Raw genomic sequence first — 15,860 nt, forward strand, 5'->3', positions numbered from 1 at the left:
GGATTGCCGGTCGGTTCGGCAGGCTCGCCGTGGCGCTCGGCGTGGATCTCGTTGAGCCGAGCGGTGAGCTTCTCGGCGAGGCGTCGGGAGTTGGCGAAGACGATCGTGGCGCGGTTCGCCTCGATCTGGTCGACGATCGAGGCCTCGACGTACGGCCACAACGAGCCGGCAGTCGGCGAGAACGCGTCGTCCAGCGCCGCGGGGTCGGCATCGGACACCGGCGGCGGGATGTTGGCCATGTCCTCGACGGGGACGTCGACGCGCAGGTCGAATGTCTTGTCGGCCTTGGGTTTGACCACCTGGCACGGCGCGGCGCCGGACAGGAACCCCGCGACCACCTCGGGCGGGCGGACCGTCGCCGAGAGGCCGATCCGCTGGGCGGGTTTGTCCAGCAGTTCGTCGAGGCGCTCGAGGGTCAGCGCGAGATGGGTACCTCGTTTGGTCGCGGCGACCGCGTGGACCTCGTCGACGATGATCGCCTCCACGCCGGTGAGACTCTCCCGCGCGGCCGAGGTGAGCATCAGGTACAGCGACTCGGGGGTGGTGATGAGGATGTCGGGTGGGGTTTTGACCAGCGCACGCCGATCGGCGGCGGAGGTGTCGCCCGACCGCACGCCCACGGTGATGTTGGGCTCCGGAAGGTTCAGCTCCTGGGCCGCCCGGGTGATGCCGGTCAGCGGTGCGCGCAGGTTGCGCTCGACGTCGACGGCCAGCGCCTTCAACGGCGAGATGTAGACGACCTTGGTGCCCGCGGGACGATTGCCGGCGTCGGCGGCGAGCCGATCGAGAGCCCAGAGGAACGCGGCCAGGGTCTTCCCGGACCCGGTCGGTGCGATGACCAAGGTGTTCGCGCCGTCGGCGATGGAGGTCCAGGCGCCCTTCTGCGCAGCGGTGGGCGCGGTGAACGCACCCGAGAACCACCGCCGGGTGGGGGCGGTGAAGCGGTCGAGCACCGAGGGGCGGGGCATCTCTCCACTATGTCGCACTCGTACGACAGAACGCGGTATACAGTCTCCTCACGCCTGTACGGGGAATCCGGTGAGAGTCCGGAACGGTCGCGCCACTGTGAACGCAGCCCAGATCGACACGGTCGACGTGACGGGGCATGCGTGAGTCAGGATGCCGTGCCGGCGTGCACCACCCGTGAACTCTCCGACGCGAGATCGGCGAAAGGACCCACCATGACAGCTCCCCGTACCGAGGCGGCATCACCGGTCGCCCCGGCCCGTGCCCTGCCCGTACCGAACATCTCCGTCGCGAGCGCGGCGCTCTGGCTCAGCCTGACCGTGCTGCTCGCCGGGCTGGCGTACTACTTCCTCGGTTACGACCAGGGGGTCGTGTCGGTCTTCGGCTCCGACACCCACGTGCACGAGTTCGTGCACGACGCCCGCCATTTCCTCGGCTTCCCCTGCCACTGAGTCGACATGGAGAAGAAGTTCATCGGCGCCGGCCTGCTCGCAGGTCTGATCGCCGGCATCGTCTCGTTCGTGTTCGCGCGGTTCTACCTCGAACCCGTCGTGGGCAAGGCCATCGACTACGAGAGCGCCCGCTCGGCGGCCGAGGAGGCCCTGGCCCATGCCGCCGAACCGGGTGGTCACACCCATGGTGAGGGCGGAGAGTTGTTCACCCGCGCGATGCAGGAGAACCTCGGCGCGGGGATCGGCAACGTCGTGTTCGCGGTGTGCATGGGCGCGTTCTTCGCGGTGGCGTTCACGGTCTTGTGGAGCCACGTCGGCAGCCGTCATCCGGCCACGGATCCCCGTGCGGTCGCGGGCGTGCTCGGCGGCATCGGTTTCGTCGCCGTCTTCGCCGTCCCGTTCTTCGCCTACCCGGCGAACCCACCCGCCGTCGGCGACGACGACACCATCGGCGAACGAACCGGTGCCTTCCTCACCATCACCGTGTCGTCGGTGATCCTCGCCATCGCGGCGGTGGTCCTGGCGTCGTGGTTGCGCCCGCGCATCGGTGGGTTGGTCTCGGCGGTCGCGGCCACGGTCGCCTATCTGGCCGGCATCGCGATCGTGCTCGCCTTCCTGCCGTCGTTCAGCGAGGTCCCCGGCCCGGTCCGCGACGACGCCGGACAGATCGTGTTCCCGGGCTTTCCCGGTGACGTGATCGGGGATTTCCGGGGGTATGCGATCGCCAACCAGGTCATTCTGTGGACGGTTCTCACCGTCTCGTTCGCTCTGATCGTGGGGGCGATGGCCCGGTCGCAGGCGACTGACCGCGCTCGCGCGGTCTCCGTGCCGAACTGAGGCGATCACTGCCCGGCATGCAGATCATCACCGCCGGTCGCACCGGCCCCAACCGGTCGGTGCGGTTCGGCGGTGACCCGGTTCTCGATCAGCGTGGTCGACGCGACGTGCTCGCTCTGAGCGCGTCGCTCACCCGCCCGATCGACATCTGCGGCCCGGAGGCGGCGACCCGCGCCACCGCCGAGATACTCGGCGCGACAGGCGGCCTCATCGTCGACGACGCGCTGCGGACGCTCGATGTCGGTGCGTGGTCGGGCCTGTCCCCGGAGGAGATCGACCCCGTCGACCTCGGCGGGTGGTTCACCGACCCGGAGGCCCGCCCGCACGGGGGTGAGAGTGTCGCGCAGTTCGTCGACCGAGTCCATGCCTGGCGTGCCGGGCAGGCCGAGCACGGCGATGGCTACGTGGTGGTCGCGATGCCGGTGGCGCAGGCCCTGCTGTGCGTCGATGCGGACGGGTTCTTCGCGCGGGAGGTGCGTCCGGCCACCCTCTACACCTGCACCGATGCTCGGTAGGAACAGATCTGCGACGACGTACCTAGACATCGGCAGTGACTCCTGACACAGTTGGGGACGACAAAACTGAAACGTGTTCGCCCCTGCGCGGACACCGGTCTGGGAGTGTGACGATGTTCGAGTGGTCCGAAGAAGATCTGATGGTTCGGGACGCCCTGCGGGCGTTCATCGACAAGGAGATCCGGCCACATCTCGACGAACTCGAATCCGGCACGCTGCCGCCCTACGACATCACTCGCAAACTGCTGTCGAGCTTCGGTGTCGACGCGATGGCCAAGGACGCTCTCGAGAAGGAACTCGAGGCCGAGGCCAACGGGGAGAAGAAGAAGCCCTCGGGCGACGGCGGCGGTATGGGCGGCTCGATGTTCATGATGGTCAACATCGAACTGGCGGGGGTCTGTCTCGGTCTCGTCGCATCCCTGGGCGTGAGCATGGGCCTGACCGCCTCGACCATCCGCGGCAAGGGCACGCTCGCCCAGAAGAAGCGGTGGCTGCCCGAACTGGTCACGATGGAGAAGGTCGGCGCCTGGGCGATCACCGAACCCGACTCCGGATCGGACGCGCTGGGCGGTATGAAGACAACGGTCCGTCGCGATGGTGACGACTACATCCTCAACGGGCAGAAGACCTTCATCACCAATGGCCCCTACGCCGACACCATCGTCGTGTTCGCCAAGCTCGACGACGGCAGCGGCACCCCGATGCGGGACCGTAAGGTCCTGTCGTTCGTCCTCGACAAGGGGATGCCGGGACTGACCCAGGGCAAGCCGTTCAAGAAGATGGGCATGATGAGTTCGCCGACGGGCGAGCTGTTCTTCGACAACGTGCGCGTCGGCAAGGACCGCCTGCTCGGCGAGACCGAGGACACCGGTTCGGACGCGCGCGGATCCGAAGGCGCCAAGGCCGGTTTCACCGCGGAGCGGGTCGGGATCGCGGCCCTGTCGCTGGGCATCATCAACGAGGCGCAACGGCTTTCGATCGACTACGCGAAGAACCGCAAGCTGTGGGGCCAGGAGATCGCACAGTTCCAGCTCATCCAGCTCAAGCTGGCCGAGATGGAGGTCGCGCGCATCAACGTCCAGAACATGCTCTTCAGTGCCCTCGAGCGGGGCAAGGCGGGCAAGCCGCTGAGCTTGTCCGAGGCGTCGGCGATGAAGCTCTACTCGTCGAAGGCGGCCACCGACGTCGCGATGGAGGCGGTGCAGTTGTTCGGCGGCAACGGTTACATGGCCGAGTATCGCGTGGAGCAGCTTGCGCGCGACGCCAAGTCGCTGATGATCTACGCCGGCAGCAACGAGATCCAGGTGACCCACGTCGCCAAGGGGCTGCTGCGGGGCTGACGAACAGGCCCGGTCGTGTCGGACCATGCCGACACGATCGGGCCGGGTTCAGGCGACCTCGCCGGCCCGGACCTCGACCGTCTGCGGCGTGGTGCCGGGCGTCGGCGACACGAGCGTCAGGTGGTCCGGCTGTGCCAGGAAGTCCTCGATGTCGCGTCGAGCCGCCTTCTCGATCAGCAACGGCACGAAGATCCTGACCTTGCAGTCGGCGAATCGTCCGTAGACGGCGTGCACACGTGCGTCGATGTCGTCGACAGCCATAACCGGAAACCGTGCGATCAGGCGACGAATCACCTGTTCGACTTCGAGCATCTCCTCAACCCGAGCCATTGGGACATTCTGCGGGAAAACCTTTGCGGCTGCAGGCTCATCGGGGAAACGACTGGTCACGATCGAGCATGCGACGGTGTGCTCCGTACCTGCCACGACAATTGCGCGTCCTCTTCGTCGGTTACCGCGCGGATGCCTCGGACGTGGCACAGAATGACCAGTTAGTCATTCGGTCCAGCCACGGGAGCGTACGGCCATGCCAGATTACTCATCGTCCTCGGGTGAACTCCGAGGCCCGGATCACGGCGACCCGGCGGGCCCGATGTCGGGCAAGAAGTACCGCAAGCATCTCGAACCGCTGCACGCCGAGTTGGTCGCCATGCAGGAATGGGTCCGTGCGACCGGGGCGAAGGTCTGCATCGTCTTCGAGGGCCGGGACACGGCGGGCAAAGGCGGAGTCATCAAGGCGATCACGGCCAGGGTGAGCCCGCGGGTCTTCCGCGTGGTCGCGCTGCCCGCTCCCACCGAACGGGAGAAGTCGCAGATGTACCTCCAGCGGTACATTCCGCATCTGCCCGCGGCCGGCGAGGTCGTCATCTTCGACCGCAGTTGGTACAACCGGGCCGGCATCGAACGAGTGCTCGGATTCTGCACGGAGAAGCAGGCACACCAGTTCCTGGAACAGGTGCCCACGGTGGAACGGTCGATGGTCGAGTCGGGGATCATCCTGCTCAAGTACTGGCTCGAGATCAGCGAGGAACAGCAGACCCTTCGCCTGCAGAGCCGGATCGACGATCCGCGGAAGATCTGGAAGCTCTCCGACATGGACCTCGCGTCCTACAGCCGCTGGTACGACTATTCGCGGGCCCGCGACGAGATGTTCCGGTTCACCGACACGGGCTGGGCGCCCTGGTATGTCGTCTCCACCGACGACAAGAAACGGGGTCGGTTGAATGTGATCGAGCACCTTCTCGGTCAGGTTCCCTACACGCCGCTCGAACGTCCCCGGATCGAACTGCCGAAGCGGCAGAAGGCCAAGGACTATCGGCCACCCGAGCAGGCCCTGCACTGGATCCCGACCCCGTATTGACGACCCGAAACCGAACCGCAGTCGAGTAGTCACGACACCGCCCGAGCCCGAGGCAGGAGAGTTGTATGGCCATCGCACGCCCGCCGTCGTCACCGGAACGTCGGGAGGACGACGCCCCCGCACCGGCCTGGCACGTCCAGGACGTCGAATCCGTCGTGTCGGCGCTCGAGTCCGACAGCACCGGTGGACTGTCGTCGGCCGAGATCGACGACCGACGGACGCGGTTCGGCGACAACGTGATCGCCGCGGAACCGGCCCCGTCGGTGGCTGCACTGGTGCTGCTGCAGCTCAAGGATCCGATGAACCTGATGCTGATCGCCGTGGTGATCGTCAGCCTGGTGATCGCGGAGGTCTCGACCGCGCTGGTGGTCGCCGCCCTGGTGGTGCTCAACCTGGTGCTGGGCACTCGGCAGGAGCTGAAGGCCCGGGCCAGCGTGGACGCCCTGGCGCGGATTCAGGTTCCGCAGGCCCGCGTGGTCCGGGGTGGAGTCCTGGTGGAAGTTCCCGCGGCGCAACTCGTTCCCGGGGACATCGTGCAGCTCGAAGCCGGCGACTTGGTGCCGGCCGACGGACGTCTGGTGCGGGCCGCCACGCTGGAGACGCAGGAGGCCGCGCTGACCGGCGAGAGCGCGCCGATCCCGAAGGACCCCGCCGCGCTCACCGATGTCGAGCTGGCCCTGGGTGACCGCAGCAACATGCTCTTCCAGAACACCTCGGTCACCCGCGGCACGGCGACGATGGTCGTCACCGAGACCGGGATGCGGACGCAGATGGGACAGATCGCGTCGATGCTGTCGGCGATCGCTCCACAGCGGTCACCCCTGCAGCGCGAGCTGGATTCACTCACCAAGATCCTGGGCGTGATCGCCTGGACCGCCGTGGCGATCATCGTGGTGATCGGGCTGGTGCGCGGACAAGACCTGGCGACGGTGATGCTGCTCGGTATCTCGATGGGCATCTCGGCGATACCCTCCGGTCTGCCCACTTTCGTCCAGGCGATGCTCGCCTTCGGGGCCCGGCAGCTCGCGGATGCCAAGGCGGTCGTCAAGAACCTCACCGACGTGGAGACGCTCGGCGCGACGAGTCTGATCAACTCGGACAAGACCGGGACACTCACCATGAACCAGATGATGGTGCGCTCGTTGTACTTCCACGGTCAGTGGTTCGCCGTCGACGGTGAGGGCTACGGCAAGACCGGGAGCATCACCCAGGCGGCGGGCGAGCCGGTTCCCGATTTCACCATGCTCGCGTACGGACTGTGCCTCGACAGCGACGCCACCGTGTCGGACGCCGGCGCCGTCATCGGCGATCCGACCGAGGCGGCGCTGATCGTGCTGGCAGCCAAGATGGGGGTCGACGCGCCGCTCACCCGCCAGACCTATCCCCGTCTCGCCGAGGTTCCATTCGACTCGGCCTACAAGTTCATGGCGACGTTCCACCGGCTGCCGGTGGACGGCACCGTCCGTCTCGTCGAGATGGTCAAGGGCGGTCCGGATGTCGTGCTGAACCGCTGCCGCTGGGCGTTCCGCCCCGGACGGGAGAGGGTGGAGCTGGCGGAGGTCCGGGCCGAGATCGAGGCGGCCAACGAGCAGATGTCGGCCGAGGGCCTACGTGTGCTGGCCTTCGCCGCGCGCGTGCTCGACGGCCGGGAGGACGAGGTGACCGCCGACCCGATGGCGTTCGTGGACGATCTCGTCTTCGTCGGGATGGTCGGGATCATCGACCCGTTGCGTGCCGAGGCCGTCGACGCCGTCCGCACGGCGCACGCCGCGGGGATCGATGTGCGGATGATCACGGGGGACCACACGGGAACCGCGTCGGCGATCGGTGCGCAGCTGGGACTCGGTCCCGGGGCCATCAGCGGTACCGAACTCGCCGCGATGTCCGACGAGGAACTCGCCGAGGCGCTTCCGCGGTTGCATGTGTTCGGGCGTGTCACGCCGTCGGACAAACTCCGGCTCGCCGACGTGATGCAGCGCCAGGGCGCGGTCGTCGCGATGACCGGCGACGCGGTCAACGACGCGGCCGCGCTGAAGAAGGCCGACATCGGGGTGGCGATGGGCTCGGGCAGCGAGGTCACCAAGCAGGCCGGCAAGCTGATCCTCACCGACGACAACTTCGGGACGTTGATCACCGCGATCCGGTTGGGGCGCAGCGTCTACGACAAGATCGTCGCCTACATCCGCTACCAGATGTCCAAGCTGTTCTCACTGGTGCTCCTGTTCTTGGTCGCGAGCATCTTCGACATCAACGAGGGCGTCGCGCTGGCGCCGCTGATGGTGGTCTTCCAGCACTTTTTCATCACCCTGTTCCCGGTGATCGTGATCATGCAGGACCCGCCGGCACCGGATCTGATGGCCAAACCACCACGGGACCCGAAACAGCCGATCACGAATCGCGCGTCGTTCGTGCAGTGGTTCGCCTACGGGGTCCTGCAGTTCGCGGTGACCTTCGTCGCGATGATGGTGGCGCCCGGTCCGATGAGCCCGACCGAACCGAACGTCCCGATGACCATGGGCTTCGTGGTGCTGTCCCTGGGTTCGGTGTTCGCCGGGTTGGTGATGCGGCGCGATCCGGAGTCGGGCCTCACACCGCCGATCGTCAACGCCGTGAAGATCCTGTCGATCCCGATCATCGTCACCGTGCTCGCGGTGGAGCTCGGATTTCTGCAAGACCTGCTGCAGACGACCTCGCTGACCGGCGGCCAGTGGCTCGCCTGCATCGGATGGTCGCTGATCATCCCCGTCGTGGTGGAGGCGGAGAAGTGGGTGCGACGTCGCCGGAGTCCGGCGGTGTCCGCGATCTCGGCCGTGGAAGCGGTGGCACCCCGGCGAGCTCTTCGCTGACCGAACGGGCGGCTACGAGGCCCGGTGTGGGTTCCACGCCAGGTACCACAACTGCAGCCAGTCCAGTTGTGGTGGCGCGACCCGGGTCTCGGGCCGGTGCCGGGGGACCCGTACGCGGAGCGCCCCGGGCGTGATGGTGCACCGCACCGGCGTCGTGAGCTGCAACGATTCACCGTCGACCCCGACCGGGATGACCTCGGCGTCGGCGTCGACGGTCACCTCGGTGGCGATGCGCTGGACGAGTCCGCGGTCGTGGGTGCGCCGCAGGAGGCCGACGGCCTGCCGGGTGTCGGACACCGAGACGGTGACGACCCCGAGCCGTCCCTCGTCGATGCGGGTGCGGCGACCGAGCCCGGCCACGTCGTTCGTGGCATAGGGGCCGTTGCTGACGAGGACGGCCTGGGGATCGGCGATGGTCTCGCTGCCGACGACGGCCCGCAGACCCGACCTCGTCCCTCTGCCCAGGAGGTCGGGAAGCATGCGTAACACCGTGCGTGTCTTGTCATCTCGATACTGCGGACTCTGGACCACCTCGGCGTAGATGCCGAACGACGCGTTGTTGACGAACGGCCGACCGTTGATGTGACAGAGGTCGACATGGAACTCGACGCCGTCGCGCAGCGCGTCGAGACACCGGGCGGGGTCCTGACGGTCGAGCCCGAGATCGAGCGCGAAATGGTTTCGGGTGCCGGCACTGATGACCAGGAAGGGTACGCCCGCCTCGGCCGCGACTCCGGCGACGAGGGCCTGGGTGCCGTCACCTCCCGCGACACCCAGCAGGTCGGCCCCGCGCGCCACCGCGTCCCGTGCCAATTGCTCCACGTCGATCTCCACCGGCCCGTCCAGCAATACGACCTCGGCGCCGAGGGATTCGGCCTTGCGCTGCAGATCGAATCGGACGACCTTCCCGCCACCCGAACGCGGGTTCATGATGATGAACGGGCGGTGGACGTCCGGCGCCGGGTGTTCGGGCATCAGGGAGTCGATGCGGGACGGCCGCAGCGCGCGCCGACCGCATCCGACCGCGGCGGCCGCCAGCAGCGCGGCAGCGATCACGACCCAGAGCTGTCGCTCGCGAAGGAGGAACACCACGAGAACCGCCACCGGCAGGACCGCGAGAGCGGCCGAGACGATGCGGAGGACACCACGGCTGATGAGGAACCAGTACACCGCGGCGACGATGACGACGGCACAGACACCACAGATCGCCAGGAGGCCCAGCAGGCGGAGGAGGCCGGCGGCGGCCACCGGGAGCAGGATCGCGGCGACGGTCAGCGCCATGGCCGCGCGCGCCCACCATCTGCGTGTCGTGGGCGGCGCGACCTCGGCGGCGACCGACGCCTGACTCATACCGTCTCGATGGCCGGCGTCGCCTCATCGGGCGTCTGCTGATCCGGCGGATCCGGCTCCTCGCTCCGGTCCTGGGCGGCCCAGTCCTTCGCCGGCCTGATCACGAGTTCGAGGATCAGGAGGGCGAGGAGTCCGAAGACGGCGATGAGGAGGACCACCAGACCGGTCGGATAGCTCCAGAAGACGAGCAGCAGCGCCGCGATGCCGATGATCGCGCTGCGCAACGCGATTCGCGCGCGGAACAGGCTCTCCTCGAAGGCATTCGGCGGCCGCGAGCGTCGTATCCGCTGCACCGAGTCGAGTCCGTGGCCGAATCCGCGCCGGACGGCCGTGGCCGAGGCGGACCCGCCCAGCAGGTAGGCCCCGACGGCGACCACGAGCCCGAGGACCGCCACGGCACGCAGCGCCAACCGCAGCGGATCGAGCACTGTGTCGATGGTGGCGGCCGCGGCATCCGGGGCGAGGATGTCGGGCGGCATCGCGTCGAGATAGAGCGCTCGGCCGATCAGCAACGCGATGGCGAGGACGAGCATGGCGAGGACGAGTGACAGTCCGGCGAGCGAGAGGGCCCGCAGACGCCGACCGCGGGGTGCGACGGCCACGGCGGCGAAGGCGAGCGCGATCGTCAGCCAGGGCAGGACGTCGGCGGCGGTGTCGAGTGCCGAGACGGCACGCTGGGCGCGGACCAGTTCGGGTGAGCGGAACAGGACGAACTGCTTGTCGACGGCGGGGATCTTCTCGGCGAAGGTGAAGCCGCGGTCGAGGAGGCGTGCCTTGACGTTGTCGATCACGGTGCCGAGCGAGATGCTGACGGTGCCGGAGTCGTCCACGGTCACCGACGACGGTCCGACGTCACCGGTCACGACCGCGACAAGGGCGGTGTGTGCGGCCCGATTCGCCTGCAGCCACAGGGATTCGAACTGATCGCTGGCGACGAACGACGACACGGTCTGTTGCACGAAGCCGCGGGCCTGGCCGGCCAGGACGGGAGCGAGACCCTCGACCGCCCGATCGACGCGTGGTGCGTTCTCGGTGGCCGGAACCGCGTCGGTCAGGGTCGTCAGCGCCGCCGCGGTGAGTCCCTCGACGTCGATGCGACTGAAGATCTCATCGGTGATCGTGTTCGAGATCTCGGCTTGCACTGCGGGATCCGAGGCGAGCGGAGCGACGGTGCTGAAGTGGTCGGTGTCGAGGATCTCGCCACGGACGAACCGCGAAGTCACCGAGGTGATGGCGAGTACGGCGACGAGGATGCACAGGACCGCGACGGCGAACCAGCGCCACCGGTTCCGCCGGGTCGGGTCGGGGGTCTTGGTGGCCGGCCCGGTGCCGGCCGCGTCGCGCAGGCGCGCGACCTCGGCTCGTAGTTGTTCGAGTTCGGCGCGCTCGGAGTCGGTGATGCCGACGCTCGGCTCCGCGCTCTGTCCGTTGGTGTCCGTGGTCATCTCGACGCCGCCCTTCCGGCCGCTGATCGTCTGGGGTTCCGGTGCTGACAGAACGCGCTCCACCGCCGAGGGGCGCCTCGACGGTGGAGCGTGGGTCGGGATCTAGCGGTATTCGGCCTTCGGCTGCCAGGTCGAGACGGCCCAGATGACCACGATGTCGAGAGCGATGATCAGGATCGACCACCAGGGGTAGTAGGGCAACCACAGGAAGTTGGCGATGATCGACAGGCCGGCGATCACGATCGCGGTGAACCGCGCCCAGGTCGCGCCGGTGACGAGTGCGACGCCGACGCCGGCCATCACGACCCCGAGGGCGATGTGAATCCAGCCCCACGTGGTGAAGTCGAGCTTGTAGACATACTCGACGCCGCGGACGAAGACCTCGTCTTCGGCGACCGCGGCGATGCCCTGGAAGAGTTGGATGACACCGAGGACGATGAGGATGATCGCGGCGCCGATGGAGGTCCCCGCGGCGATGTTCTGTGAGGTGGATGGACGGTTGTTCTCGTGGGTGGGTGCGGTGTGAGTCATGACGACGCCCTTCTCTGGACAACCTTGACTGTGGACTACCCGTACAGGGGGAGTGTCCTACGAGTCATGCCGCCCCGCAACCGTTTCGGCGAGAGCGGGCCCAGAATTGTGACCATGTGCCGGAACTCGATGCCGTTGCCGCGCAAACCGATGCGCATTGCTAACGAAAAAGGGTCAGGTCTCTTGCCGAGCGAGTCGCCAGATGCGGTCGCGTGACATCGGCGTCTCGACGGGCCGGCTCCCGAGTGCGCGACGGATGGCGTTCGCGAGCGCCGGCGCGACCGGGTTGTACGGTGACTCGCTCATCGATTTGGCGCCGAACGGGCCGAGTTCGTCGCTGGTCTCGGCGAAGTAGACCTCCGTGACGGGGATGTCGGCCATCTGCGGGACGCGGTACACCCGGAAGACGTTCGTGATCGGCCGTCCGCCGTCGTCGATCATGATCTCCTCGTAGAGCGCGGTGCCGATGCCTTGCGCGACACCACCTTCCACCTGGCCGCGACATTGCTCGGGGTTCATCACGGTGCCCGCGTCGGCCGCGTGCACCGATTGCAGGATGCGAACGGTGCCGGTCTCGGTGTCGACCGCGACGCGGAAGGCCTGCACGTTGAACGCGATGGACCGCATCTCCCCGCGTTCGGCGCCCGCGGCGACGGCGCGCGCTCCCGCGGGGTGCTCGACCCGGTTCGACGGATCGACAGCGCCGATGAGATCACCGAACCCGACGATCCGGCCGTCGACGAGCGCGCCCTCCACGCCGAGGCCGACCTGTGCCGGGTCCGTTCCGGTGAGCCGCGCCGCGGCGTCGACGAGGACGTCACGCAACGCGAGACATGCTGAGTGCAGCGCCTTCCCGGCCACGGTCGTGCCCGCCGAGGCGAACGCCCCGGTGTCGTGCACGACGGCATCGGTGTCGCCGTGCCACAGCGAGACCCGGTCCAGTCCGGTCGACAGCGCGGTGGCGACGATCTGGGCGTGGACCGTGGTCGTGCCGTTGCCGAACTCGGCGGTGCCCACGCCCACGTGGTACGTGCCGGCGGCGTCGACCGCGACGGTGACGTCGGCGAAGTGCCCGCGCGGGGCCATGGTGGCGATCGCGGCGATGGCCATGCCCTCGCCGACGTGCCAGCGATCTCCCGACGGTGCCTCGACCCCGTTGCCGGCGTGCAATGCACGCTCGGCCAGATCGAGACACTGGTCGAGTCCGTAACTGCCGTAGACCAGGTCGACCTCGGGATCGGCGCGTGCGATGAGGAGGGGATCGCCGTCGGCGACGGCGTTGCGGCGTCGGAACTCGAACGGGTCGATGCCGAGTTCGATCGCGAGTTCGTCCATCGCGCTCTCCACGGCGAAGACCACCTGGCCGAGGCCGTAACCGCGGAACGCGCCCGAGGGCGGGTTGTTGGTGTAGACGACCTCGGCGTCGAGCCGCTTCACCGGGCAGTTGTACACCGACACCGATTCGGCGCAGGCGTGGAACATCACGCCGATCGCGTGGTTGCCGTAGGCGCCGGTGTCCGACAACAGGTTCACCCGCAGGCCCGTCAGCCTGCCGTCCTCGTCGGCGCCGACGTCGACGGTGACCCGCATCGGATGCCGGTACGTGGTCCGGGTCAGCTCGTCGGTGCGGCTCATCTCGTAGGCGCAGGGTTTGCCGGTGCGGAGTACGGCCAGGGCGACGAGGTCCTCGGTCAGCATCTCCTGCTTGCCGCCGAACCCACCGCCCACCCGGGCGCTGAAGACCCGGATACGCTCCGGCGGCAGATCGAAGAGGAGCGCGAGCTCGTTGCGGACCAGGAACGGGACCTGGGTGCTGGTCCGGATGACGAGGCGCCCGTGTTCGTCGAACCACCCGATCGACCCGTGGGTTTCCAACTGGGCGTGGGAGACCCGCCCGCTGGACCAGGTGCCGTGCACAGTCGCCGACGATGCGGCGAGTGCGGCCTCGACGTCGCCGCCGAACCCCTCGTGAAAGGTGGCGATGACGTTGCGATGGGCCTCGGCGACCCGGTCGGCGGGAGTGCGATCGGGGTGCAGCAGTGGGGCTCCGGGGCCTCTGGCCGCTTCCGGGTCGAAGACCGCGGGCAGAACTTCGTAGGTGACGTCGATGAGCGCCAGGGCCTGGTCGGCGACGGCCGGGGACGACGCGACCACCGCGGCGACCCGCTGACCGACGAATCGCACCACCGGGTCGAAGACGAGTGTGTCGTCGGGATCCTCGAGGCGGCTCTCGTGGCGTCCCGTGGAAAACCGCGGAGTGGAGACGTTTTCGTGGGTGAGGATCAGCTCGACGCCGGGTAGCGCGGCGGCGTCGGTGGTGTCGATGGCGGTGATCCGTGCGTGCGCGTGCGGCGAACCGAGTACGTGGATGTGCAACGTCCCGGGCGTGGGGACGTCGAAGGTGTACGGCTCGGTTCCGGTCACCACGCGCCGGGCGGCGAGCGGAGCGACCGACTCGCCCACGAATGGCCGTTGCGCGGGCTCCGCGGGCGCAGCGGGGGATGCGGTGCCCGTGGCGGCCGCGGTGATCGCGTCCCGGATGGAGCGGTAACCGGTGCAGCGGCAGAGGTTTCCCTTCATCCGCCGCGGCAGGTCGGGGAGATGCTCGGCGGTGACGGTGGAGGCGGTCACGATCATTCCGGCGGTGCAGAAACCGCACTGGAATCCGAAGTTGTCGACGAAGGACTGCTGGACGGGGTGCAGGTCGTCGGGGGTGCCGAGCCCGGCCACCGTCGTCACCGACTTCCCGGCGGCGCGGTGAGCGGGATAGATGCAGGAGTGCACGGGCTGTCCGTCGACGAGCACCGAACACGCCCCGCAGTCGCCGGCGTCGCAGCCCTTCTTGACCTCGTAGTGTGCGTGTTCGCGGAGCAGCATCCGAAGGCACTGTCCCGCAGCGGGTTCGGCGTCGAGCGACTCTCCGTTGACCTCGAATCTCATGCGCCGGCTCCGAATCCCATGTCCTTGATTCCGTTCGTCGCCGACGACAACTCCGTGCGGATCTCCTCGCCCAGCACCGCCGAGACGCCGCGGCGCCAGTCGGCCGAACCCAGCGCGTCGGTGTAATAGCCACTTGCCGAGACGATGTCGTCGTGCAGCGCGTCGCGGGTCGGTAACCCGGTGTAGCGCAGAACGGTCGGCCATTCGGTGGCCGCGGTGATCCCGAAGGTGGCGGCGCCGTCGTCGTCGACCCGGCCGGTCACCACGGCCCCCGAGCGACTGAGCTCGGCGAGGGCGATCTTGCGCACGGAGGTGCGGGCGCGTAACGCGTGGGCGGGGAAGTCGATGGCGCGCAGGACTTCTCCCGGTGCCAGGAGGTTGATGCCGTTGCCGATGACCAGCTCGGCGACGGGTAGATCGCGGTCGGTGCCATCGGGACTCCACACGTGGGCGGTCGCGTCGAGCCCGACCGCCAGCGAGACCATCGACGCTGCCGCGTACGACCGGCAGATGTTGCCGCCGACGGTCGCCATGTTCCAGATCTTGAACGACGCCAGCAGTGCGTTCGCGCACTGCGCGAACATCGGGTGGGCCACGAAGCCGGAGCGCGGGGGGAGTGCGACGAGTTCGGCGATCGTGCAGGTGGCCGCGATCCGGAGACCACCTCCCGGCAGGTCTTCGACAGGTGCCCAACCCATCTCGCTCAGGTCGACTAGTCCCGTGGTCGCCGGCTGCGGCTCGGAGAACACCCAGGTGCCCCCGGCGACGATCTGTTCGCCGGGGGCGGGGAACGCCTCATCCCGCGTGCGCGCGAACCGGTAGTGGGAGACGGCGGTGAGGTCCATCAGCGTGCCCTGTCGAGGAGGCGGGATGCGGCGGTGGGTGGCTCCCACCGTACGAGGCCGATGCGCCCGTCGGAGCGGATCGCGGAGATCGACGTCGAGAGAAGCACGGCGTCACGCTACGTGCATCCGGTACGGTCCGCATCTCGTGGGCCGGCGACCCGGCCCGCAGGTGACCGGGTCGTCAGACCGGGGTCTCGGTGCTGCGGCCGTGCGCGGGAATCGCGAAGGCGACCACGGCGGCGATCGCACTCATGACGAGGGCGATCGCCGACGCCCACAGGTAGCCCTCGGCGGTCGGCACCTCGATCGCGGTGCCGTCGGCGACGGGAACCGAGATCATCGACCACGTCAGCAGCATGCCGACCGCGGCGGCGGCCGTCGAGGTGCCGATGATCCGCATGAGGGCGTTGACGCCGTTGGACTCGCCGGTCTG

Annotated in this window: 13 protein-coding genes, 1 pseudogene and 1 riboswitch; of the genes and pseudogenes, 6 read left to right on the plus strand and 8 right to left on the minus strand. The window is 68.3% G+C overall.

The window, feature by feature from the left end:
- On the minus strand, positions 1–968 hold a 968-nt coding region (locus M4D77_RS20475), incomplete at its 3' end, for a DEAD/DEAH box helicase (RefSeq protein ID WP_259937218.1).
- 17 nt (positions 969–985) lie between these two features.
- Positions 986–1,146: riboswitch (cobalamin riboswitch) on the plus strand.
- Positions 1,147–1,181: 35 nt separating this feature from the next.
- Here M4D77_RS20475 and M4D77_RS20480 point away from each other — a divergent pair.
- From M4D77_RS20480 to M4D77_RS20495, 4 genes are all read left to right on the plus strand, one after another.
- The gene (locus M4D77_RS20480; protein ID WP_058250870.1) at positions 1,182–1,418 is read left to right on the plus strand and encodes a CbtB-domain containing protein; all 237 of its coding nucleotides are present in this window, start codon (positions 1,182–1,184) and stop codon (positions 1,416–1,418) included.
- A 6-nt stretch (positions 1,419–1,424) separates the two neighbouring features.
- The gene (locus M4D77_RS20485) at positions 1,425–2,255 is read left to right on the plus strand and encodes a CbtA family protein (RefSeq protein ID WP_259937219.1); all 831 of its coding nucleotides are present in this window, start codon (positions 1,425–1,427) and stop codon (positions 2,253–2,255) included.
- A 17-nt stretch (positions 2,256–2,272) separates the two neighbouring features.
- Entirely contained in the window at positions 2,273–2,770 is a 498-nt protein-coding gene (locus tag M4D77_RS20490; RefSeq protein ID WP_068970322.1) for a histidine phosphatase family protein, read from the plus strand.
- A 113-nt stretch (positions 2,771–2,883) separates the two neighbouring features.
- On the plus strand, positions 2,884–4,110 hold the full coding sequence (locus M4D77_RS20495; protein ID WP_058250638.1) for an acyl-CoA dehydrogenase family protein: 1,227 nt from the start codon (positions 2,884–2,886) through the stop codon (positions 4,108–4,110).
- Between the two features lie 48 nt (positions 4,111–4,158).
- On the opposite strand, the gene M4D77_RS20500 is transcribed toward M4D77_RS20495, so the two are convergent.
- Complete coding sequence (locus tag M4D77_RS20500) at positions 4,159–4,440, minus strand: three-helix bundle dimerization domain-containing protein (protein WP_226512936.1); 282 nt, start codon at positions 4,438–4,440, stop codon at positions 4,159–4,161.
- Between the two features lie 196 nt (positions 4,441–4,636).
- On the opposite strand from M4D77_RS20500, the gene ppk2 reads away from it, so the two are divergent.
- Together ppk2 and M4D77_RS20510 are read left to right on the plus strand one after the other, a co-directional pair.
- Positions 4,637–5,470: a polyphosphate kinase 2 gene (ppk2, locus tag M4D77_RS20505; RefSeq protein WP_259937221.1), complete on the plus strand. Its 834-nt coding sequence runs from the start codon at positions 4,637–4,639 to the stop codon at positions 5,468–5,470.
- Positions 5,471–5,535: 65 nt separating this feature from the next.
- Positions 5,536–8,316: a cation-transporting P-type ATPase gene (locus tag M4D77_RS20510; protein WP_137809906.1), complete on the plus strand. Its 2,781-nt coding sequence runs from the start codon at positions 5,536–5,538 to the stop codon at positions 8,314–8,316.
- A gap of 12 nt (positions 8,317–8,328) precedes the next feature.
- Here the strand turns inward: M4D77_RS20510 and M4D77_RS20515 are convergent, their stop codons facing one another.
- The 6 genes and pseudogenes from M4D77_RS20515 to M4D77_RS20540 all read right to left on the minus strand — a co-directional run.
- The gene (locus M4D77_RS20515; RefSeq protein ID WP_159370506.1) at positions 8,329–9,666 is read right to left on the minus strand and encodes a diacylglycerol kinase family protein; all 1,338 of its coding nucleotides are present in this window, start codon (positions 9,664–9,666) and stop codon (positions 8,329–8,331) included.
- A complete protein-coding gene (locus tag M4D77_RS20520; protein ID WP_259937225.1) occupies positions 9,663–11,111 on the minus strand; it encodes a hypothetical protein in 1,449 nt (482 codons plus the stop codon). The genes M4D77_RS20515 and M4D77_RS20520 overlap by 4 nt, the downstream gene beginning before the upstream one ends.
- Before the next feature lie 102 nt (positions 11,112–11,213).
- Positions 11,214–11,642 (minus strand): hypothetical protein, encoded by a 429-nt coding sequence (locus M4D77_RS20525; RefSeq protein ID WP_159370508.1) that lies wholly within the window; start codon positions 11,640–11,642, stop codon positions 11,214–11,216.
- 174 nt (positions 11,643–11,816) lie between these two features.
- Positions 11,817–14,582 (minus strand): molybdopterin cofactor-binding domain-containing protein, encoded by a 2,766-nt coding sequence (locus tag M4D77_RS20530; protein ID WP_226512937.1) that lies wholly within the window; start codon positions 14,580–14,582, stop codon positions 11,817–11,819.
- Positions 14,579–15,427 (minus strand): xanthine dehydrogenase family protein subunit M, encoded by an 849-nt coding sequence (locus tag M4D77_RS20535; protein WP_226514400.1) that lies wholly within the window; start codon positions 15,425–15,427, stop codon positions 14,579–14,581. The genes M4D77_RS20530 and M4D77_RS20535 overlap by 4 nt, the downstream gene beginning before the upstream one ends.
- 181 nt (positions 15,428–15,608) lie before the next feature.
- Positions 15,609–15,860: pseudogene (locus M4D77_RS20540) on the minus strand (MFS transporter); the annotation flags it as partial.

The organism is Gordonia sp. p3-SID1431 (assembly GCF_025143765.1).
Classification (GTDB): Bacteria; Actinomycetota; Actinomycetes; order Mycobacteriales; family Mycobacteriaceae; genus Gordonia; species Gordonia hongkongensis.